The 20,901-nt window shown below is 70.7% G+C and carries 20 protein-coding genes and 1 tRNA gene; 11 read left to right on the top strand and 10 right to left on the bottom strand.

Annotated elements, in window-relative coordinates; genetic code table 11:
* Positions 1 to 120: 120 nt before the first annotated feature.
* Together ACIP94_RS11070 and ACIP94_RS11065 are read right to left on the bottom strand one after the other, a co-directional pair.
* Entirely contained in the window at positions 121 to 633 is a 513-nt protein-coding gene (locus ACIP94_RS11070) for an FHA domain-containing protein (RefSeq protein WP_402422728.1), read from the bottom strand.
* A gap of 10 nt (positions 634 to 643) precedes the next feature.
* Complete coding sequence (locus ACIP94_RS11065; RefSeq protein ID WP_402422726.1) at positions 644 to 1,486, bottom strand: FhaA domain-containing protein; 843 nt, start codon at positions 1,484 to 1,486, stop codon at positions 644 to 646.
* A 673-nt stretch (positions 1,487 to 2,159) separates the two neighbouring features.
* On the opposite strand from ACIP94_RS11065, the gene ACIP94_RS11060 reads away from it, so the two are divergent.
* Positions 2,160 to 2,246 (top strand) — tRNA-Leu (locus ACIP94_RS11060).
* 198 nt (positions 2,247 to 2,444) lie between these two features.
* Here ACIP94_RS11060 and ACIP94_RS11055 read toward each other — a convergent pair.
* A complete protein-coding gene (locus tag ACIP94_RS11055; RefSeq protein WP_402422723.1) occupies positions 2,445 to 2,819 on the bottom strand; it encodes a hypothetical protein in 375 nt (124 codons plus the stop codon).
* A 526-nt stretch (positions 2,820 to 3,345) separates the two neighbouring features.
* Here ACIP94_RS11055 and ACIP94_RS11050 point away from each other — a divergent pair.
* Positions 3,346 to 3,906, top strand: a complete 561-nt coding sequence (locus tag ACIP94_RS11050) for a hypothetical protein (RefSeq protein WP_402422720.1) — start codon at positions 3,346 to 3,348, stop codon at positions 3,904 to 3,906.
* Positions 3,907 to 4,148: 242 nt separating this feature from the next.
* On the opposite strand, the gene ACIP94_RS11045 is transcribed toward ACIP94_RS11050, so the two are convergent.
* Together ACIP94_RS11045 and ACIP94_RS11040 are read right to left on the bottom strand one after the other, a co-directional pair.
* Positions 4,149 to 4,430, bottom strand: a complete 282-nt coding sequence (locus ACIP94_RS11045; RefSeq protein WP_402422717.1) for a hypothetical protein — start codon at positions 4,428 to 4,430, stop codon at positions 4,149 to 4,151.
* Between the two features lie 542 nt (positions 4,431 to 4,972).
* Positions 4,973 to 5,647 (bottom strand): CBS domain-containing protein, encoded by a 675-nt coding sequence (locus tag ACIP94_RS11040; RefSeq protein WP_402422714.1) that lies wholly within the window; start codon positions 5,645 to 5,647, stop codon positions 4,973 to 4,975.
* Between the two features lie 479 nt (positions 5,648 to 6,126).
* Here ACIP94_RS11040 and ACIP94_RS11035 point away from each other — a divergent pair, with 479 nt between their 5' ends.
* Positions 6,127 to 6,570 (top strand): universal stress protein, encoded by a 444-nt coding sequence (locus tag ACIP94_RS11035; protein WP_402422711.1) that lies wholly within the window; start codon positions 6,127 to 6,129, stop codon positions 6,568 to 6,570.
* Between the two features lie 283 nt (positions 6,571 to 6,853).
* Here ACIP94_RS11035 and ACIP94_RS11030 read toward each other — a convergent pair whose 3' ends face one another.
* Positions 6,854 to 7,579: a CBS domain-containing protein gene (locus tag ACIP94_RS11030; RefSeq protein WP_402422708.1), complete on the bottom strand. Its 726-nt coding sequence runs from the start codon at positions 7,577 to 7,579 to the stop codon at positions 6,854 to 6,856.
* Between the two features lie 71 nt (positions 7,580 to 7,650).
* Positions 7,651 to 8,640 carry an Acg family FMN-binding oxidoreductase gene (locus ACIP94_RS11025; RefSeq protein WP_402422706.1) on the bottom strand — a complete coding sequence of 330 codons (990 nt, stop codon included), beginning with the start codon at positions 8,638 to 8,640 and terminating at the stop codon, positions 7,651 to 7,653.
* A gap of 304 nt (positions 8,641 to 8,944) precedes the next feature.
* Here ACIP94_RS11025 and ACIP94_RS11020 point away from each other — a divergent pair, with 304 nt between their 5' ends.
* Entirely contained in the window at positions 8,945 to 9,277 is a 333-nt protein-coding gene (locus tag ACIP94_RS11020; RefSeq protein WP_402423072.1) for a universal stress protein, read from the top strand.
* A gap of 4 nt (positions 9,278 to 9,281) precedes the next feature.
* On the opposite strand, the gene ACIP94_RS11015 is transcribed toward ACIP94_RS11020, so the two are convergent.
* The 3 genes from ACIP94_RS11015 to ACIP94_RS11005 all read right to left on the bottom strand — a co-directional run bounded on the left by ACIP94_RS11015 (position 9,282) and on the right by ACIP94_RS11005 (position 12,694).
* Positions 9,282 to 11,531 (bottom strand): heavy metal translocating P-type ATPase, encoded by a 2,250-nt coding sequence (locus ACIP94_RS11015; protein WP_402422703.1) that lies wholly within the window; start codon positions 11,529 to 11,531, stop codon positions 9,282 to 9,284.
* Positions 11,532 to 11,630: 99 nt separating this feature from the next.
* Positions 11,631 to 12,509 (bottom strand): universal stress protein, encoded by an 879-nt coding sequence (locus tag ACIP94_RS11010; protein WP_402422700.1) that lies wholly within the window; start codon positions 12,507 to 12,509, stop codon positions 11,631 to 11,633.
* Between the two features lie 14 nt (positions 12,510 to 12,523).
* Positions 12,524 to 12,694 (bottom strand): DUF1918 domain-containing protein, encoded by a 171-nt coding sequence (locus tag ACIP94_RS11005; RefSeq protein ID WP_402422697.1) that lies wholly within the window; start codon positions 12,692 to 12,694, stop codon positions 12,524 to 12,526.
* Between the two features lie 112 nt (positions 12,695 to 12,806).
* Between ACIP94_RS11005 and ACIP94_RS11000 the strand changes: the two genes are divergently transcribed.
* The 7 genes from ACIP94_RS11000 (at position 12,807) to mgtA (ending at position 20,826) form a co-directional block, all read left to right on the top strand.
* On the top strand, positions 12,807 to 13,982 hold the full coding sequence (locus tag ACIP94_RS11000; protein WP_402422694.1) for a 4Fe-4S dicluster domain-containing protein: 1,176 nt from the start codon (positions 12,807 to 12,809) through the stop codon (positions 13,980 to 13,982).
* A 53-nt stretch (positions 13,983 to 14,035) separates the two neighbouring features.
* Positions 14,036 to 14,437: a Crp/Fnr family transcriptional regulator gene (locus tag ACIP94_RS10995; protein ID WP_402423069.1), complete on the top strand. Its 402-nt coding sequence runs from the start codon at positions 14,036 to 14,038 to the stop codon at positions 14,435 to 14,437.
* Complete coding sequence (locus tag ACIP94_RS10990; RefSeq protein ID WP_402422691.1) at positions 14,434 to 15,252, top strand: FAD/NAD(P)-binding protein; 819 nt, start codon at positions 14,434 to 14,436, stop codon at positions 15,250 to 15,252. The genes ACIP94_RS10995 and ACIP94_RS10990 overlap by 4 nt, the downstream gene beginning before the upstream one ends.
* 1 nt (position 15,253) lies before the next feature.
* On the top strand, positions 15,254 to 16,159 hold the full coding sequence (locus ACIP94_RS10985) for an oxidoreductase (protein ID WP_402422688.1): 906 nt from the start codon (positions 15,254 to 15,256) through the stop codon (positions 16,157 to 16,159).
* Positions 16,156 to 17,517, top strand: a complete 1,362-nt coding sequence (locus ACIP94_RS10980; RefSeq protein ID WP_402422685.1) for a Ni/Fe hydrogenase subunit alpha — start codon at positions 16,156 to 16,158, stop codon at positions 17,515 to 17,517. Before ACIP94_RS10985 ends, ACIP94_RS10980 begins: the two co-directional genes overlap by 4 nt.
* Positions 17,518 to 17,528: 11 nt before the next feature.
* On the top strand, positions 17,529 to 17,984 hold the full coding sequence (locus ACIP94_RS10975) for a hydrogenase maturation protease (protein ID WP_402422683.1): 456 nt from the start codon (positions 17,529 to 17,531) through the stop codon (positions 17,982 to 17,984).
* Positions 17,985 to 18,099: 115 nt separating this feature from the next.
* Complete coding sequence (gene mgtA / locus ACIP94_RS10970; RefSeq protein ID WP_402422680.1) at positions 18,100 to 20,826, top strand: magnesium-translocating P-type ATPase; 2,727 nt, start codon at positions 18,100 to 18,102, stop codon at positions 20,824 to 20,826.
* The last annotated feature ends 75 nt before the right edge of the window (positions 20,827 to 20,901 follow it).

The following is a 20,901-nucleotide window of genomic DNA, read 5'->3' as shown; positions in this document are numbered from 1 at the left end:
GCGCACCTCGCCTGTCGGCTCCGGGTACATCCGCACGGTGCCCACCCTCCGGTCGGGAGCGCGCCGGGGCCCATGGTGTGGACCGCCGCTGCGTGCTCGCTCCGCTCGCTCATTGTCGTACTACTTCCGCAGCTCGATGACGGTCTTGCCAATGCGGATCGGCGCACCCAGCGGAATCGGTGTGGGGGTCGTCAGCCGGGTCCGGTCGAGGTACGTGCCGTTGGTGGACCCGAGGTCCTCGACGATCCACTGGCCGTCCCGGTCGGGGTAGATCCGGGCGTGCCGGCTGGAGGCGTAGTCGTCGTCCAGCACGATGGTGCTGTCGTGGGCGCGGCCGAGCGTGATGGTCTGGCCCTGCAACGCGACCGTCGTGCCCGTCAGGGACCCCTCGGAGACGACCAGCTTGGTGGGGGCGCCACGGCGCTGGCGGCTGCCGCCCGGCTGCTGCCGCTGCGGCGGCGGTGCCGCCGGCCGGGCCGCCTGCTGCGGCCGCCCGCCGTCACGGCGCGAGCCGCGCTGTGTGACGCGCGTACCGAACAGGTCGCTGCGGATGACCTGCACGGCCACGATCACGAACAGCCACAGTACGGCCAGGAAACCCAGCCGCATGACCGTGAGGGTCAGCTCTGACATTGCCCCCGCTTCACCCTTCGGCTTGCCGGTAAATGATGGTGGTGCTGCCCACGACGATCCGCGAGCCGTCGCGGAGCGTAGCGCGGGTGGTGTGCTGCCCGTCCACCACGATGCCGTTGGTGGACCCGAGATCCTGGATCGTCGAGGGCGTTCCGGTCCGGATCTCGCAGTGCCGGCGGGAGACGCCGGGGTCGTCGATCCGCACATCCGCCTCGGTGCTGCGGCCCAGCACCAGCGTCGGACGGGAGATCTGGTGGCGGGTGCCGTTGATCTCGATCCAGTGGCGGGTGCGCCCGCCGGATGCCGGGGCGGCTTGGCCCGAAGGCTGCGGGTACCCATAGCCGCCGGGACGCCCGCCGGGCGGCGGCGCGCTCGGCACGGGCGGCGCTCCCGCCGGCGCGGCGGACGGCGGATAGCCGTAGCCGCCCGGGCCCTGCCGTCCGGAGGGGGCGGCGGGGGCGGGAGCCTGCTGGTTGGTGGAGGAGGCCAGGGTGCGGCTGCGCACCCGGTACAGACCGGTGTCGAGGTCGTCGGCCTTCTCCAGATGGACCTTGACGGGGCCCATGAAGGTGTAGCGCTGCTGCTTGGCGTAGTCGCCCACCATGCCGGCCAGCTCGTCGCCGAGCTGGCCCGAGTACGGGCTCAGGCGCTCGTAGTCCGGCGCGCTCAGCTCCACGATGAAGTCGTTGGGGACCACGGTCCGGTCGCGGTTCCAGATCGTCGCGTTGTTGTCGCACTCGCGCTGCAGCGCGCCGGCGATCTCCACGGGCTGGACCTCGGACTTGAAGACCTTGGCGAAGGTGCCGTTGACCAGACCTTCGAGACGCTGCTCGAACTTCTTCAGGACTCCCATGGGGCACCTCCTCCGTCGTTGCCGTCCTGGGTACTGCTTACCTGGTACTGCTTACTGATCGTATCCACGCGCCGGAAAATCGGCTGGTTCCCCCTGTCGGCTCTGTCGACGGGTGTCGACGCCTGCGGAGTTCCCTCCGGACGACCTCCTCGAACTTCTCCTGCTCGCAGTGCGTGCACGTAACCTCGCACGCACTCCTGACATGGATCGTAGAGGGGGCCGCAGACCAGTGTCCCGCACCTGGCTGCGGACCCTGCCCCCTCCTGGAGAGATGGGCGGGACCGGTACGAGGTTGATACGTGAACCGATTCGTGTCGAGACGTTGCGGGGCGGCGGCTGCGGGCCGCGGGCCGGGGGAGTGGCGGGGGCCTTGGGGGTGCGGGTGGACGGTGCTGCGGCGGGTGAGCGCGGGGGCCGCGTCGGGGTTCGAGGGGGTCTGGCGTCCGGGGCCTGGGGCAGGGGCTCAGGGCCGGGGCCGTGGGCCGCGTGAGCGCCGGTCGGGGGTGGGGGCCTGTCGTCGCTGGTCGGAGGGGGCTCCGCGGGAGCGGCCCCGGGGCCGGGCAGGGGCCCCGGAGGGAAAGGGATGTGAACCCACCCTCTCCAGCGTGCTAATGTTCTGGATGTCGGAGGGCGCCAGCACCGAAAGGAGCGGGAGCCGGAAGACACACCCAATGCGCGGGTGGCGGAATAGGCAGACGCGCTGGATTCAGGTTCCAGTGCCCGCAAGGGCGTGGGGGTTCAACTCCCCCCTCGCGCACCACGAGGTACCGACGAAACGGGTCTCTCACAGTGACGAAAGTCCTGGAGGGACCCGTTTCGCGTTGTTTTACCTCAGATGTGAGATACCGCACGGCCCGCGATCAGGAGCGCCCAAGAGCCCGCCGTACGTGAGCTATCTCACGGCCGGCGCCCTGCTCCTGATCCTGATTGTCCTTCGGCGGAACCTGGTTGGTTCGGTCTACGCCGCTGGTGCCAGGTGGCCGGTCGGGGTCCAGGACCTTGGTTCTTTGGTCTTCCGGCGGTGATGGGTGCGGCGGCGTGGTCGTTCGCTGTTCAGTGCCAGGGTGTCGAGCCACTTCCTGATTTTGCGGCGGTTGGCGTGGGCCAGTTGGAAGGCGAGCAGGATCGTCTGGGCCGCGATGCCGCGGATGCGGCGGGAGCCGGCGGACTCGATCCCTTCGGCCAGGTGGTTCTTTGCGTAGCCGTTGTAGCCCTCGACGCTATTGCGGAGCCGGAAGTAGACCTTCTGCCATTCCGGGCTGCCGTACTCGAGGGCCTGCCAGTGCTTGGCGCCGGCTTCGGGGCTGATGGTGATCGTGCGCTGGCGGCACACCTTGGGAGGGTCGGTGGGGCTGGGCTCCGGGTCGACAAGGGCCAGGTGGATGCCGCGGCCCAGGGTGTGCGGCTTGAGTGCTGGCTCTGCGCCTTCAGGCGAGCGGATCGATGGGCAGTGCTGGCACTGATTCGCAATCGTGAGGTCTCGTCGAAGCGCCAGCGCCCCCTGTTGATCACGATCTGGCCATCGCCGGATGCATTTGCGTCACAAGTGAATCCTCCATGCCTGTGAACTTCTTGTGCTTGATCCCCCTGACAGGACCCACGCCGTATGGCGTGTCCTGAAACAGGGGGTATCGAATGAAACGACGTCCGTCCTGGGGCCGCGAGCAGCTTCGACGTGCTGGCGATCGGGACCATCCCCAAAGACAGCCGCACTGTCACGGTCACCGCTGCTGGAATCAGGAAGCTTCAAGCGCACGGTCAGCGCCGCTGCGGGCCAGCGAAGCGCCGGAGCCCGCACCGACTCCGAATTCGCCGCCTACCAGCCCAGCGTCGAGATCAAAGCCCCGCCCGGGTGGGTCGTGGCCAACCCTGGAGCACACAACTTCTTCATGCTGCCGCCGCGCTGGGACAAAGCCGCCTACCTCCCCAGCAAGACCACCGGCGCCGCAGCCTTCAGCATCCTCCCCACGCTGCAGTACAGCGCGGCAGCCAACGCGCCGGAGCGGGGCGTGGCACTCCACATCCAGAAGGCCTTCACCAAACCGTTCAGCACGCTGCCGCCCACGACGAGGAAGGGCTTCCCAGGCCAGACCGCCGACGCCCCGCTGACACGCCTGTATTGGGACAGCGCCCGGCGCAAGGACAACTACAACGTCTCGGTCTACAACTGCAAGAAGTACTTCGGCGCAGGCTACACACAGCACAACACCAAGGAGTGCGACGAATACCCCTTCCAAAGCACCTACGAGGGCGCCGCTCGCTGGAAGCACGACCACCTGGGAGAGCCCAACAACTTCAGCGTGATGCCGGTGAAGAAGGAGGAGAACGGCGCCGGCGGCATCCTGCTCGCGCAGTTCTACGACAAGAACCGCATCCTTGACGGACCGGACGACGGGTTCCTCGTCAAGATCATCCCCTGACACCAATCAGGCAACACCCACTCGGCGGGCCCGGATCACGCAGCGGCGATCCGGGCCCGCCGACCTGTTACACCTCAGGCCAGAACTGGGCGACGTAACACTCCACTCCGTCCACAGCCCCTTCCCCGGCCAGTTCAGCGAGCGCGTCCCGCCCCGTACACACCACACGCACGGACCAGGTCCCCGGACCATCCGACAACTGAATCTCGTCCAACATCGGGCCAGCGGTCATCGACCTCGCCTCAAGCCTCCCCGACGAGCAGTAGATGCGCGCCGTGGCGATCTCCTCCCATGTTCCTGAAGGAACGGGAGGCTCGATATCCCACACCTCGACGGCGAGAGCAGCGGTGTGCGTGCCCCGCACTTGTGAAGTCCAGGCGCCCGGGGTGCGCAGCAAGAAAGGCTCCGTGCTGGAAACCGTCGGGAAACTGCACCGGCACTTGCCGGTCGTCCCAATCCTGCAGGGCGAAGCCGCCGTGATCGACTTCCACCGGATACTCCTGCCGGCTGACCAGCTCAGCCACATGTCCTCCTCATACGGTGCGCCAGGACGTCACATCCAGCATGGCCGATCGTGGCGCTGGTCGTACGGGAGAAGCTGACCTCGCGCTGGCCCGGCATTGTGGCGTGACCTGGCCTTGCGCTGTGAGATGTAAAGCTGGCTGCCCGATCAACTTCCGCGCTCCGATCACGGTCTCCTTCAGGCGTTGCGCTTACCAAGATTCGCTCAGCGATCGAGCGACGTTTGCGCTGATCTCGCAGGCCCGCGCTCGCTCTCGGACCATCGGGCGGAGGACGGCCGATACTGCCAACCAGACTGTCAACGCTGGTTGAGGAAGCGCGAGACTGCCGGCCTCGTGGCTGATCCGAACCGTAGTGACGTGCCCGGTGGGAAACGATCAATTGGCAGGTCTTCGGTTCTCTGGTCGGGCGGCGGTGGTGGGTACGGCGCCGTGCTTCCGGTCAGGCCCTCACCGTTGCGGAAGAGCGCCAACTGGGCCGGAACGCCAGAGCAGTTCACGCGCCTGGTAGGGCAGCAGCGCCTGGGCGGACTGATCGAGGCGCACTAGGGCCCGTTCGGCCCGACGCCGGCGCTATGGGCGTCAGTGAGGTGGCATTCCACGTCCACGACCCCTTCCACGGCGCGAACGAGACGTGCGGCGACAGAGATGAGCGAGGTGTCCCCGAACTGACCGCGGAGGGTGACGACTCCGTCCTTCACCTCCACGTGGATGGTGTGGGCGAGGGCAGGGAAGAGCGGGGCGACGATCGTGCGATGGACCTCTTCCGCCAAGTCCTGGTCCGGCCGGAGGAAGACCCTTAGCAGGTCGGCGCGGCCGACGATCCCGCGCAGCATTCCTTCGTCGTCCACGACGGGGAGTCGTTTGACGCGTTTCACGGCCATGATCCGGGCCGCCTGCGCCAAGGTGACGTCGGGATGCACGGTGATCGCAGGAGTGCTCATGAGGTCTGCGGCGGTCAGACCTCCGGCCTTGGCCGTGGCGGACAGGCGCTCCCGCTGCTCGGACAGGCCCTGAATACCGGCGCGGAACTCCTCCTTGGTCAGGAGGTCGGCTTCGGACACCACCCCGATGACGCGGCCGTCGCCCTCCAGGACCGGCAGGGCGCTGACCTTCCACTGCTCCATGGTCCTGACGATCTCCCTGAACGGCGCGTCACGTCCTACGGTCACCACCGCCATGGTCATCACATCGCTCACGATGTGCGGTGTCCCGGCCATGAAGACCTCCTCGCGCTACGACCCGGCCGGGCGCGGCAGGAAGCGCGCAGCGCTTCGTCTGAAGACGCCGGCGCGTCGCAGCCTCGACCCTGTCCTCCAGAGTCCCAAGGCATCGGACCGGGCGGCATCGGGCCGAAGGTCCCCGTCGCGGGGCCATTGCGCCCGTCGCGGGCCTCGCAGGACGGTGCGACGGTGGTGACTGGGTCCTCACAGTGAGCTGCGATGGAAGGCGGTGGGGACGATGGAGCCGCCCCTGGTTGTCGGCGCCGACGGTTCGGAATCCAGTCTTCAGGCGGTGGACCGGCCGGTGGACGAGGCGGCGCGCCATGAACTGCCGCTGCGGCTGCCGGCCCAGCGAGCGGCGCACAGGGCTCACTCGGCTGCCCTTCCCTGGCGCGCCACCCCGAAGTCGCGCAGCGTGGAGGTGAAGGACGGCATCCGGCGTGGCCGGCGAGAAGGCCGCGGAAGAGGTGGGACACATGGGCACGGACACTTCCAGGCCTCGTGTCGTCGTCGGCGTCGACGGTTCGCCGTCGTCACACGCGGCGCTGCGCTGGGCCGTGCGGTACGCCGGCCTGATCGGCGGAACCGTGGACGCGGTGGTGGCGTGGGACATGCCCGGCGCGTACGGCTGGTCGGCTCTGGCCGTGGACGCCGACTTCGACGAGGCCGTCGCCCGGCAACAGCTCAGCCAGGAGTTGAGCGATGTGCTGGGTGCCGAGGGAGCCGCCTCGGTCAGGGCGCTCGTGGTCCGGGGGAACCCCGTCGAGGTGCTTCTGATGGCCGCCGAGGGCGCTGAGGCGTTGGTCGTGGGGAGCAGGGGGCGGGGCGGGTTCGCGCGAGCCCTGCTGGGGTCCGTCAGCCAGCACGTGGCTCACCATGCGAGGTGCCCGGTTGTCATCGTGCGCCCGGAAGCGCGATGAGGTGGTCCGGCCGGCCATGACCGGGTCCCGACGGCTCGGGGCTCGTATGTGACGGCGGCTGCCATGACCTCGGCTCCCGCCCTGACAAGACGCGGGCTTCCTCAACGCGGGTGCAGGTCGGGCAGTCGGCGCCCTGCTGTCCGGGCCCACGGCGATGCCCGGCGCCTGGCATTCGAGTCGCGAGTCGTGCCGACGGCAGGCCATCTTGCATGCTTCCGGCCGGGTGGCCGCCCTCGAAGGAGCAATGCCGGGAATGCCTCCCCAGGCTGGGCGGCGTCATCACTCACCCACGGTGAGCGGACGCTTCATGGCCGCTGTCTCCCCTGCCGGGTAGCCGCGGTGGACCGAGGTCGGATCCGAGGTCGTCGTCGGCGTAGCCGATCGACTGATGCACGGCGACCACGCCGTCCACGGAACGGCACAGACGCTCGACAACCGGAATCAGCGTTCTCTGCTCGACCCGGCCCTTCAGCGTCACCACGCCGTCCCGCACGTCGGCCTGCACGGCGTCCGAGGCGAGACCCAGGGTCGCGCGCAGCACGTCCTGGTGGATCTCGTCGCTGATCGCCGTGTCGCCGCGCAGGAACGGCCGCAGCAGATCCGACCGGCTGACGATCCCGACGAGTCTGCCGGTCTCGTCGACCACGGGCAGCCGCTTCACCTTGTGGCGGTACATGCTCCTTGCCGTCTCGACGACGTTCCAGCCCGGACGTGCCGTCACCGCGGGTGTGGTCATCATCGCTTCCGCGGTTTCGGCACCGGCGCGTGCCAGCTCCTCCGGACCCAGCCGGTGTCCTGGCGGCCGTCCCTCCGGGTCCGGCAGGCTCGCCGCCTTGCGGAGCAGGTCCGCCTCGGACACGACACCGATGGGGCGCCCCTCGTCGTCGACGACGGGGACGGCCGTGACGTCGTTGTCGCGCAACAGCTGGGCTATCTGTTTGAAGGACGAGCGCGGGTGTGCCGTGACGACACTGTGTGTCATGACTTCGGCGACTGTCCGGTGCTGCATGTTTGCACTTCTTCCATCCGTGGGCACAGCCCTCATGGCTGTGGAAAGGGGCTCGCGGCGAGGGCGGGCCGTCAGACGATGTCCAGCACATCGGCCACAGGTCGTCGCGGAGCCGGGGCGCCCTCGGGTCCGTATCCGAGACGGATCACCATCTGTACGTGCCCCATGGCCGTCGTCGGGTCCCGCACCACCCACCGGAGTTCGGGCCACTCGAGAGGCTGGGACGTCAGGGACGCGACCAGGCCGTCCAAAGTGGCCTGGAGCCAGACCCGCTCCAGCGCCTGGCCGGCCCGCAGCCAGTCCAGCCGCCGGTCCTGTGCCGTGCCCAGCAGAGCGATCTGAGGCCGTTTCTCGAACGGGGCCCAACCGCGCCCGGGTACCTCGCGGCCGACGGCGAAGTCCCGTACGGGGGAGTCGGCTCCCCACTGGCGAGGGCCCAACGCCTCGGCGGGGATCCCGTCCGAAGCGGGGGTTTTGTCGGCGGGCTCGGTCCGGGCCCAGTGGGCCGTCTCGCCCCGCACCTCCGGGTACCGTGCCTCCCGGCCTTCGGCGTCGCGCACCAGATCGAGGACCGACTGCACGTGCCAGGCGTCGGGGAAGACCAGCCGGGCGTCTTCGAGGCGGGCCGCCGCGCACAGGCCGTCCTTCAGGGCATCCGGGATGTCGTCCTCACGGAAGGGATGCCGGCTCGTGTGGCGTCGTCGGATCGCCGGGTGGAGAAGGGCGAGATCGTCGCCGGGGCTCGCGTCGCCTGTGAGGTCCACCTCCGCCAGCAACTGGGGGACTGACGAGTCGGGCAGGAGCCGGGTGGCGGGCTCCCGGCCTGCCGCCACCGCGGCCACCCGCAGGTTGAACAGTGCGGCACCACAGCCGAGGTGCATGCCGCGCCCGTCGGGGTCGGTCTTCGGAAGGGTGCGCTCCGGGTCGACGTACAGCTGCAGGACGCCGCTGTCACCGAGGAACCGGAATCTCCAGGGCTGTGCGTTGTGCTGGGACGGAGCGGCCGTGGCGTCTTCGACGAACGCCGCGACGACGGACACGTCCAAGGGTGGTGCGGTCACTGAACCCCCTCCGGAGTCGATCCGGACGGCTGATCACCTTCCAGACTGGGGGCGCGCGGTACGCCGGGGTAGGGCCGTTCGGACCTCTTGGAGGACCGTGCGGACCATGTCTTCCGGACGGGTATGCGCGGCCGGCGCATCGAGCGGCTTGGGCCGAATGCCGCACCGAAGAGGGCGACATGCCCTTCTGTGGCCCCGTGGGCGGCGTGCTGGTGCAAGTACCTGGTCCTGCGTGGTTTCCCGGACTGGGGAAAGGCGGTGGGGACGATGGGACTGCCCGTGGTCGTAGGCGTCGACGGATCGGATTCCGTCTCCTCGCGGCGGACTGGGCGACCGACGAGGCGGCTCGGCACGGTCTGCCGCTGCGGCTCGTGTCTACCACCAGGAGCGGGCCTCCACGCTGATCGACGCCCTGCTGCAGGACCCGGCGGCCGATCACCCGGACGTCCGGATGAAGAGGACCACGGTCGAGGGGCCCGTCCACAAGGTGCTGCTGCACCGCTCGGCCGCCGCGGACCTCGTGGTCATCGGGGCCGCCCGCGGCCACGACCCCCATGGACTCCGCCTGGGGAGGGTGGGACACACGCTGCTGCACCAGGCCCAGCGCCCGGTGGCCGTCGTACCGGAGCTGCCGTGAGCGGTCACTGCGCCAGCGAGAAGTAGCTCTCCTCCTCCTGCGCGAAATGAAGGCGCAGGATCGTGTGGAGGCCGTACAGCGAGGCGCGCAGGTCGTCGAGTTGCTCCGGCCGGAGCCCGCCTTCCTCGTCGGTGAGGCGTACGTGGGTGGCGATGCGCTCCGCCAGGCGTTCGATCTCGGCGTGGGCGCGGCTCATGGTGTCGGTGGCCTCGGGCCCCAGACGTCGGTCCAGCGCGGGGTAGAGCTCGTGTTCCTCCGCGTGTTCGTGGGGGAGCAGGCGGTTTCTGAGCAGGTGGTCGATCTCGCGCACGGCGGCCAGGGCGCGGGGGCCGTGGTCCGTGGCGAGGAGGCCGGCGGCTTCCCGGATCGCGTCGAGGGCGTCCCTGAGGTCGTCGTGCTCGGTGGCGAACCGGTGGATGAGGCTCTCCGCCTCCGGTTCCAGGGTCGGGCGTACGCCGGGTGGCGGGAGCAGGGCCCGCAGCGCGTTGAGGATGACGGTCACGTCGATGGCCTCCTGGAGGAGGGCGCCGGGTGCGGGCGGGAGCAGGCCGAGGAGCGCGGCCGTCATGGCGGCCAGGGACATCGCCATCCCGCCCGCGGCGCTCTGCACCGCGATGCGGCGGGCGCGTGCGGCGATCTCCATCGCGTCGGCCAGGCGCGCCACGTGGTCCGTAACGAGGACGATGTCAGCGGCCTCCGATGCCGACGTGGACCCACGGGCACCCATGGCGACACCGACGTCGGCCGCGGCAAGAGCGGGGGCGTCGTTGACACCGTCGCCGACCATCACCGTGACGGCCCGCTCGCTCTCCTCGCGCACCGCGGCGATCTTGTCGGTGGGCAGTTGCCCGGCGCGTACGTCGTCCAGTCCCAGCACCGCCCCCACCTCACGGGCCGGTTCGGGGCGGTCTCCGGTGAGCATCAGCAGCCGGTCCAGTCCGGCCGCCCGCAGGCGGCGGATGGTGCGGGGCGCGTCGGGGCGCAGCGGGTCTCGCAGCAGCAGGGCACCGGACACCATGCCGTTCACGGTCAGCCAGACCGTCGCGGCGCCGTTCAGCATGGCACGGTTGTCCACGGCACGCGCCCAGCCGGGCAGGTCGGCCGGGGACAGCTCCGTCCTTCCCACGCCGATGCGCACGCCGTCGACGGTCCCCGTGACCCCTCGTCCGGGTTCCTCGATGACGTCCTGCGGAAGGGCCAGGGGCAGGTTGCGTGCCCTGGCCTCGTGGACGATGGCTTCGGCCAGGAGGTGGGCCGACACCTGGTCGAGCGAGGCGGTCAGCCGCAGCACCTCCGCCGGAGCCGGGCCTCCCGGCGCGCCCGCCACCTCCAGCACCCGCGGCCGTCCCACGGTCAGCGTGCCCGTCTTGTCGATCACCAGGGTGCGGGCCCGGCCCAGTCGCTCCAGGGCACCGCCGTCACGGACCACGACGCCCCGCCGGGCGCACTGCGACAGGCCGGAGACGATGGCGACCGGGGTGGCGAGCAGCAGCGGGCAGGGGGTGGCCACGACGAGGACGGCCACCGCCCGTACCACGGAGCCGCTCACCAGCCAGGCGACGGCGGCCAACCCCAGCGACAGGGGAAGGAACCAGGCGGCGTAGCGCTCCGCCAGCCGCACCATGGGAGCCCGTTCCGCCGCCGCCTGCTGGGCGAGGCGCACGATCTCGGCGTAGGTGCTGTCGGCGGCGGTGGCCTTCGCCCTCAGCTCGAAGACGCCCCCGCCGCCCACGACTCCGCTGCGCACCGTCTCGCCGACCCCGCGTTCGATCTCGCCGGACTCCCCGGTCAGCACGGACTCGTCGAGCACCGCCGGGCCGACGGTGATCTCGCCGTCCACCGGCACCACCTCGCCCGGGCCGACCACCAGCACATCACCGGGTGCCACCACGTCCAGCGGCACGACCCTCACCTTCCCGCCGTCGCGGCGATGGGCCGAACGCGGGGCGTGCTCCAGCAGGGAACGCAGGTCCCGTGAGGCGCGCCGTTCCGCGGCTTTCTCCAGTGCCCGGCCGGTCGCCAGCATCAGCCCGATCAGAGCACCCGCCAGGTACTCGCCCACCGCGAGGGTTCCGGCGAGCGCCAGCACGGCGATCACATCGACGCCGGCCCGTCCCCTGCGCAGATCGCCCACCACCCACGCGACCGCGGGAACGAGGGCCAGCGCGGTGCCGGCCGCCCAGCAGGCACCCGCGACATCGTGACGCCCCAGCAGCCACGCGATGCCGCCGGCGAGCAGGGCGCCCGCGGTCATCGCCAGCAGTCCGGACTCCAGCAGACGTCGGCTGTGCCGAGCCGATAGAAGGTTCGTCTCTCGCCGCCCGCCACGGCCACCGGCCTTTGTCTTCACGGCTCACGCCGAGTCGTGCGGGACGGCGATGACGGGACAGCGGGCGTGGTGGAGCACGCCCTGGCTCACCGAGCCGAGCAGCATGCCGACGAAGCCGCCGCGCCCCCGGGTCCCCACCACCAGGCCGAGAGCGTGGGCGGATGCCCCGGTCAGCACCTCCACCGGATGACCGCTGACGAGTTCGTGACGCACCTGCACGTCCGGGTACGCCGCGCCGCGCCCCGCGACGGTTTCGGAAAGCACCCGTCGGTACTCCTGTTGCTCCGCGTGCTCGTCGAACATCCAGTGCAACGGCCCGGACTGCCACGCGTACACGGCGCGCAGCGCGGCGCCCCGCAGGGCGGCCTCCTGAAAGGCGAAGTCGACTGCGGCGGCGGAGTGGGCGCTGCCGTCCACGCCGACGACGAAGTGCGCGGGCTGCTGGGTGACGTGCTCCGGCTCGGGGACCACGACCACCGGGCAGCGGGCATGCGCCATGACGGGCACGGCGATGGACGAGGAGCCGAACACCTCCCGCGCTCGGCTGAGGTGCCACGAGCCCAGCACGACAGCCGTGGCCTGCCGGCTCTGCTCGCGCAGGACCCACGCCGGGTTCCCTTCCGCCAGCAGCCCGGACACCCGCACCTGGGGCTGCCGGGCCTCCACGAAGGACACCGCGTCCTCCAGCACACGCTCGCCGGCCCGGTGCAGCATCTCGTTCCACGCCTCCCAGGAGGGAGGCACCTCCCACCGACCGAACCCGACGGTCGGCATGCTCTCGGCGTGCACCAGGCGCAGCGGCAGTCCGCGCCGCGCCGCCTCGTCGGCCGCCCAGGCCAGCGCCATGCGCTTCGCGGGGTCGGGATCCACACCGACCACGATCGGGGCATCCGGTCGTGCCATCGTGATCTCCGTCATCAGCGGCGTTCAGGTGAGGCGGTCCGTACGCCCAGGTGCTTGACGTACGCGTCGGGTCCGGAGAAATACAGCGTCGCCCGTCCGGCGTCCCGGCGCACGTCGTACGGCGGGCTTCCGCCCTGGTAGTGGATACCGATTACTTCTTTGCGTCCTTGAAGGCACACGCACATGCTTCCGGTACCTCCGTATTTGTACGCTTGTGCCGGAAGTCCTGAACCCATGGGCACCATGGGGACCGACGGCCGCCGCACCTGCTTTCCGCGGTACTGAGGGAGCAAGGCCATGAACACGTACACCGACGTGAACAGCTCGTCGCCACCCCTCTCCGACGGGATGGTGATCGGCAAGGACGGGATGGCCGCGCTGGTCGACGTCCTGATCGGGCGCGGTCTCACCGTGGTCGGCCCCACTGTGCGGGACGGCGCGATCGTGCTGGCGGAGCTGGAGTCGGCCGACCGGTTGCCCTACGGATGGGGCGTGGAGCTGGAGGCCGGGCAGTACCGGCTGCGCGAGCGGCCGGACGGCGCCGCGTTCGCGAACGCGGCGGGCCCCCAGTCGTGGAAGACGTTCCTGCACCCGGCGCGGGTACGGCAGTGGAGTGCCGACCGGGTGGGAGACGAGACGGTGTTCACGGCTGACGAGCCCCCGCCGGTCCGGTACGCGTTCCTCGGGGTGCGCTCCTGCGACCTGCGGGCCATCGCCATCCAGGACCGGGTGCTCACCGGGGGGCCGCACCGCGACCCCGTCTACCAGGGGCGGCGCACCGGAGCGTTCCTGGTGGCGGTGGAGTGCACGGAGCCCGGGGGCACCTGTTTCTGCGTCTCGATGGGCACGGGACCGGCGGCCGGACCCGGTTACGACCTGGTGATGACCGAGGTGGTCGATGACGACGGTCACCGCTTCTGGATCCGCGCCGGCAGCGAGGAAGGCGCCGAGATCCTCGCCGAACTGCCGGCCCGCCCGGCGGACGCCGCCACCCGCGAGGCGGCCCGCGCGGGCGTCGCCTCCGCCGCGGACCGCATGGGACGGACCATGCCCGAAGCCGACCTGAGGGAACTGATGGCCGGCACGCTGGACGCCCCACGCTGGGACGACGTCGCCGGGCGCTGTCTGACGTGCGGGAACTGCACCATGGTGTGTCCCACCTGCTTCTGCACCACCACCGAGGACGTCACCGACCTCACCGGTGACCACGCGGAGCGGTGGCGGCTGTGGGACTCCTGCTTCGACCTCGACTTCTCCCGTCTGCACGGCGGCCCGGTCCGCGCGTCCGCGCGCAGCCGCTACCGGCAGTGGATGACCCACAAACTGGGCACCTGGTACGACCAGTTCGGCTCCTCCGGCTGTGTGGGCTGCGGCCGCTGCATCGTGTGGTGCCCGGTCGGCATCGACATCACCGAGGAGGCTGCCGCTCTGCACGACTGGACGCAGTCCCGGGCATCGGAGGAGGCCCCGTGACCCGCCTGCCGCCGTCCCCGGACTTCCTCCCCGCCGCACACCGCGAACGGCTGATGGCCACAGGACTGGACGTCACGTATCCGGCCGGTACGCGACTCTTCGACGAGGGCGGGAAGGCCGACCGCTTCTGGCTGCTGCGCTCCGGCGAGGTCGCCCTCGACCTGTACGTCCCCGGCCGGCACCCGGCGCCCGTGGTGGAGACGCTCGGCCCGGGTCAGTTGCTGGGCTGGTCGTGGATCTCTCCGCCGTACCGCTGGCACCTGGGGGCCCGGACGGTGACCGCGGTGGAGGCGACGCAGTTCCCCGCCGCCGAGGTACTCGGCCTGTGCGCGGCCGACCCCAGACTCGGCTACGCCCTGATGCGCCGCTTCACCGAGGTCGTCGCCGAGCGCCTGCAGGCGACCCGCATCAGGCTGCTGGACCTGTACGCGCCGTACGGAAGCGGCCCGGCATGAGCACCGTGACGCCTCCGCTTCCGTACCGGGTCGCCGACACCCGGCGGGAGACCGCCGACACCTGTTCGGTGGAACTGGTGCCGGTGGGGCGGGAGCTACCGCCGTTCTCGCCGGGTCAGTTCGCCATGATCTACGCGTTCGGCGTCGGCGAGGTGCCCATCTCGGTCAGCTCCCTGCGTGGCCGCCACGGAGGGCTGGTGCACACCGTGCGCGCGGTGGGTGCGGTCTCCACGGCGCTGTACCGGCTGCGCCCCGGAGACACCGTGGGGCTGCGCGGGCCGTACGGCGTCGGCTGGGACCTGGACGCGGCGGTCGGCCACGATGTACTGGTGATCGCCGGCGGCATCGGGCTGGCGCCGCTGCGGCCGGTGGTGCACACGGTCCTGGAGCGTCCCGCGGCCTACGGCCGGCTCGCGATTCTGGTGGGCGCCCGCACCCCCGGCGACCTGGTCTGCCGGGAGGAGACCGAAAGTTGGGGCGGCTCGGCCCGGGTGGCAGTGACCGTCGACCGCCCCAGCCCGGGCTGGCACGGCGCGGTGGGGGTGGTCACCACACTCCTGGACCGGTTCGACATCCATCCCGACCGCACGTGCGCGCTGGTGTGCGGCCCCGAGGTGATGATCCGCCACACCGCACGCGCCCTGACGGACCGGGGCGTGCCCCCGCACCTCGTCCAGGTCTCCCTGGAACGCAACATGCGCTGCGCCACCGGCCACTGCGGCCACTGCCAGCTAGGCCCCCTGCTGCTGTGCCGGGACGGTCCGGTCGTCGGCTACGACCGGGCTGAACCACTGCTCGCCGTAAGGGAGTTGTGAGATGGACATCAACACGCGACCGGACACCGGCACCGGACCGGCCGCCGATCCCCGGCCGACACTCGCCGTGTGGAAGTTCGCCTCCTGCGACGGCTGCCAGCTGACCCTGCTCGACTGCGAGGACGAGCTGCTCGGTCTCACCGACCGGATACGGATCGAGCACTTCCTGGAGATGTCCGCCGCCGAGGGTCCCGACGGGGAGCGCGCGGAGCTGTCCGGGCGCGGACCGTACGACCTCTCCCTGGTCGAAGGGTCGATCACCACGGCCGAGGACGCCGAGCGGATCCGGCACATCCGACGCATCTCGCGGCGCCTGGTCACCATCGGAGCCTGCGCCACCGCGGGTGGCATCCAGGCGCTGCGCAACTTCGGGGACGTCGCCGAGTTCCGCGCCGCGGTCTACGCCCGCCCGGAGTACATCGCCACGCTGGAGACGTCGACGCCGATCTCGGCCCATGTACCGGTCGACTTCGAACTGCGCGGCTGCCCCATCGACCGCCGCCAGCTCCTCGAGGTCATCACCGCCTACCTGGCCGGGCGCAAACCGGGCATCCCAGACCACAGTGTCTGCTTCGAGTGCAAGAGGCGCGGCACCACCTGCATCACCGTGGCCCACGGCACCCCCTGTCTGGGCCCGGTCACCCACTCCGGATGTGGCGCGATCTGCCCCGCCTACGGACGCGGCTGCTACGGCTGCTTCGGCCCGAGCAACAGCCCCAACCTGCGCTCCATGGTCCGGCAGCTGCGCCACGACGGGATGAGCGAGCGCGACATCCTGCGTGTCTTCCGCACCTTCAACGCCGCGTCGCCGGAATATGCCCCCGTACCCGATCTCGCGGCTGAGGCAGCCGAGGAGCAGGACGACTCTCAGACCAGGACAGACACCATCCCGGAAGGGCCGGTATGAGCCATCGCGGATCCCGCGTCCTGCGGCTGGACGCACTGGCCCGCGTGGAAGGCGAAGGCGCCCTCCACCTGCGCGTACACGACGGAACGCTCGCCGAGGCACGGCTGCGCATCTACGAGCCGCCACGGTTCTTCGAGGCCTTCCTGATCGGCCGGGGACACACCGAGCCACCGGACATCACCTCCCGCATCTGCGGCATCTGCCCGGTCGCCTACCAGATGAGCGCCTGCCAGGCGGTCGAGAACGCCTGTGGCGTCACCGTGGACGGCCCCCTCGCAGAGCTACGCCGCCTGCTGTACTGCGGCGAATGGATCGAGAGCCAGACCCTGCACATCCATCTGCTGCACGCCCCGGACTTCCTCGGCTGCCCCAGTGCGGTCGAACTCGCCCGCGACCACCGCGCCGCCGTCGAGCGCGGCCTGAGGACCAAGCAGGCCGGCAACGCCATCCTGGAACAGCTGGGCGGCCGCCCCATCCACCCGGTCAACGTCCGTGTCGGCGGCTTCTACCGCACGCCGACGGTCCAGGAGCTTCGGCCACTGGCGGACCGGCTGCGGCAGGCCCGCGAGGACGCGCTGGAGACCGTGCGCTGGGTGGCCGCGTTCGAATTCCCCGACGCCCTGTGCGACTACGACCTCCTCGCGCTGCGCGATCCGGGCCGCTACGCCATCGACTCCGGAACACCCGCGGTCATGGCCGCCCTCGACCACGGTGACACCGAGCGGAGCCCGGCCCCGCGCGAGTTCCCGGTCGCCGACTTCGAGCGGCACGTGCGGGAAGAGCAGGTACCGCACTCCACCGCCCTTACCGCCACCCTCGACGGCCGCCGCTACCTGACCGGCTCACTGGCCCGCTATGCCCTCAACGGCCGCTGGCTGCACCGCGCGGCAGCCGAAGCGGCGCGAGACGCCGGGCTCGGCGACCCGACCTCGGGCGCGGTCTGCCGCAACCCCTTCCGCAGCATCGTCGTACGCGCCGTGGAGGTCGTGCATGCCGTCGAGGAAGCCCTGCGCGTCATCGACGCCTACGAACCACCTCCCCGCCCGGCCGTCGAGGTCACGCCACGCGAGGCGGTCGGCACCGGCGCCACCGAGGCACCCCGCGGACTGCTCTACCACCGCTACGCCATGGCGGCGGACGGCACGCTCACCGCAGCCCGCATCATTGCGCCCACTGCCCAGAACCAGTCGGCCATCGAGGAGGACCTGCGCCGGGCCGTCCAGTCGCGACTGGACAGGCCGGGCCTCGCCCCGGACGACGAGGAACTCACCACCGTGTGCGAGCGGGCCATCCGCAATCATGATCCCTGCATTTCCTGCTCCACCCATTTCCTCGATCTGACGGTGGAGCGCGCATGACCGGCAGGGTCGTGGTGATCGGTGTGGGCAATCCCTTCCGCCGCGACGACGGTGTCGGCCCGGTGGTGGTGGAGGCACTGCGGGACCGGGTTCCCGACGGCATCGTTCTGACGGTCAGTGACGGCGAACCCGGCCGGATGCTCGACCTGTGGCACGGAGCCGACACCGTGGTCCTGGTGGAAGCCGTTCGCACGCAGCCGGCCCGCCCCGGCCGGCTGCATACCCTGTCAGCGGCGGAAGCGGCCGCACACGGGGCGGGTTCGGCGAGCACCCACGCTCTGGGCCTGGGAGAGTGCCTGGCCCTGGCAAAGGCCCTCGACCGGCTCCCGCGTGAGCTCGTGGTGCATGCCGTGGAGGCGTCCGACATCGCGCTGGGCACCGGCCTGAGCGAACCGGTGCAGTCGGCTCTGCCCGATTTGATCGATCGCGTTGCCGCTTCCGTACGGGAGGCAAGCGATCATCACTAGGAGTCGGTGGAGTGCACCTGCGGCCGACAGCGGCTGCGCCGCGACACAGGTCCCGGCGACAGGGACCGGATGGCCCCTTGGGCCGCGGGCGAAGCGGATCGAAGGTTGAGCTGTGATGGTGACCACCATGCCGGCGCGGCCGGTAGCCGCCGGCCGTGCCGCCACGGCGGCCGCCCGGTCCACCGCCGAGGTGCTGCGCGACCTGGGGGCGACCGACGGTGGTCTGTCGTCGGACGAGGCGGAGCGGCGGCTGAGGCGGTGGGGACCCAACGCGGTCCATTCGCACCGGGCCCGGGCATGGCTCGTCCTGTGGCACCAGCTGCGGTCCCCGTTGCTGGGCCTGTTGCTCGCCGCCGCCGTCGTCTCCTTCTTCGTCGGTGAACGTAACGATGCCTTGATCATCGGGGTGATCGTCGTGCTCTCCGTCGGTCTCGGTTTCGTCAACGAGTACCGGGCCGAGAAGACCGCCCAGTCACTGCACGCGAAGATCCGCCACCGGGCGCTCGTGCTGCGCGACGGCCGTCCGCAGGAGGTGGAGGTCACCGGCCTGGTTCCGGGCGATGTGGTGGAGCTGCGCCTCGGCGACGTCGTGCCCGCGGACCTACGACTGCTCCAGGTCACCGGCCTGGAGTGCAGCGAGTCGGTCCTGACCGGCGAGTCGCTGCCGGTCGCCAAGGACACGGCCCCCGTCCCGGCCGCCACGGTGCTCGCCGAGCTGTCCGGATGTGCCCTGATGGGCACCGTGGTCCACTCGGGAAGCGGCCGTGGGCTGGTGGTCGCCACCGGTGCGCAGGCCGAGTTCGGGAAGATCGCCGCCGGACTGAGCGGCCACCAGCTGGAGACCGAGTTCCAGGTGGGGCTACGCCGGTTTTCGATGCTGCTGGTGTACGTCGCGGGGGCGCTGACCACGTCGATCTTCGTCATCAACGGGGCACTGCACAAGCCGCTGATCGAGGCGCTGCTCTTCTCACTGGCCATCGCCGTCGGGATCACTCCGCAGCTGCTGCCCGCCGTGGTCTCCACCAGCCTGGCCGCGGGCTCGCGGCGGATGAGCCGGCGCAAGGTGCTGGTCAAGCGCCTGGTGTGTATCGAGGACCTCGGTGACGTCGACGTGCTGTTCACCGACAAAACCGGCACGTTGACCCAGGGGCGCATCGATTTCATGCGGGCGGTGCCGGTGGGTGGTGCGTCGCCGGAGGAGGTGATGCGCTTCGGGCTGCTGTGCACCGAGGCGGAAGTGGACGACCAGGGGCGGCCGGCGGGCGGCAACCCGCTGGACGCCGCCCTGTGGGGCTCCTCCGCCGCCGCCTTCCAGCGCTCGGCCCTCAGCGGTTGGATACGGATCCAGGTCCTGCCCTTCGACCACGAGCGTCGGATGGTCTCCGTCACGGTCACCGATCCCGACGGCGCCCCCACGCTGATCACCAAAGGTGCCCCCGAGGCGGTGCTGGAACGCTGCTTGGAGGTGCCCGACAGCGCCCGTCGGGCGTTGAACGCCGAGTTCGCCGCCGCCAACCGTGTCGTGGCCGTGGCGACCCGCCCCGCCGAGGCGGCCGCCGCTCTTACGGCTGCCGACGAGCGTGACCTGTGCCTGGCCGGTCTGCTGGTCTTCCTCGATCCGCCCAAACCCGACGCCGCCGAGGCGCTGAGGCGGCTCGACGCGCTGGGCATCACGGTGAAGATCGTCACCGGGGACAACCCCGCGGTGGCCGCCAGGGTCTGCCACGACCTGGGACTGAGCGAGGTCGGCGTCCTGACCGGGAGCGACCTGGACGCCCTGGACGACGAGCAGCTCACTGTCGCGATCGAGCACACCACGGTCTTCGCCCGGGTCAGCCCCGAGCACAAGGCCCGCATCGTCCGCAGCCGGAGGCGGACCGGCGGCGATGTCGCCTTCCTCGGTGACGGGGTCAACGACGCCCTCGCGCTGCACGCCGCCGACGTGGGCATCTCGGTGGATTCGGCCACGGACGTGGCCAAGGACGCGGCCGACGTGATCCTTCTGGAGAAGGACCTCGGGGTCCTGGCGGACGGGGTCGCGGAGGGGCGGCGGATCTTCGCCAACACCATCAAGTACGTGCTGATGGGCACGTCCAGCAACTTCGGCAACATGTTCAGCGCGGCCGGCGCGTCACTGTTCCTGCCGTTCCTGCCGATGCTGCCCTCCCAGATCCTGCTCAACAACCTTCTGTACGACACCAGTCAGCTCGCCATTCCCACCGACGAGGTCGACGAGGAGCAGGTGCGCCGACCGGCGCACTGGGACATCGCCTTCATCCGGCGCTTCATGGTGTGCTTCGGGCCGATCAGCTCGCTGTTCGACTTCCTGACCTTCGGGGTGATGCTGTGGTTCTTCCACGCAGGCGCGGCCCAGTTCCACACCGGCTGGTTCGTGGAGTCCCTCGCCACGCAGACGCTGGTGATCTTCGCCATCCGCACCCGCCGCACCCCCTTCTGGCGCAGCCGCCCCAGCCTCCCCCTGACGCTGACCGCGCTGGCTGTCGTCGCCCTCGGCGCCGCCCTGCCGGCCACCCCCCTGGCTCATGTCCTCGGCTTCCAGTTCCTGCCGACCGGTTTCTTCGCCGCGGTGGCCGCCATGGTCGTCGTCTATCTTCTCCTCGTCGAGACGGGCAAGCGGATCTTCTACCGGACCGCACGCGCACCGGTACCGCCCCGGCCGGCCCTCGGCCACCGCCACCTGCGCCGCCGCGCGGCACGCTTCAGCACCATCACCCGACTGCGGCAACCGCAGGCCACCCGTCGTCCGTCGCCGAACAGACCGCACCCGACCGGCGCCGCCGGGCCCCGGCAGGCGGAGGCTCCTCGGACCTCCTCGCAGTGATGGCCGGTATGCGCCGCAGAGACGTATGCGGTAGTCCTCGAATGAGAAGAGGCCGAGCTCGGCGTGCCGGTGCCG

This window comes from Streptomyces sp. NPDC093261 (assembly GCF_044753645.1).
Lineage (GTDB): Bacteria > Actinomycetota > Actinomycetes > Streptomycetales > Streptomycetaceae > Streptomyces.
Note: the sequence above shows the minus strand (reverse complement) of the source record. Positions and strands in the feature narration are given on the sequence as shown.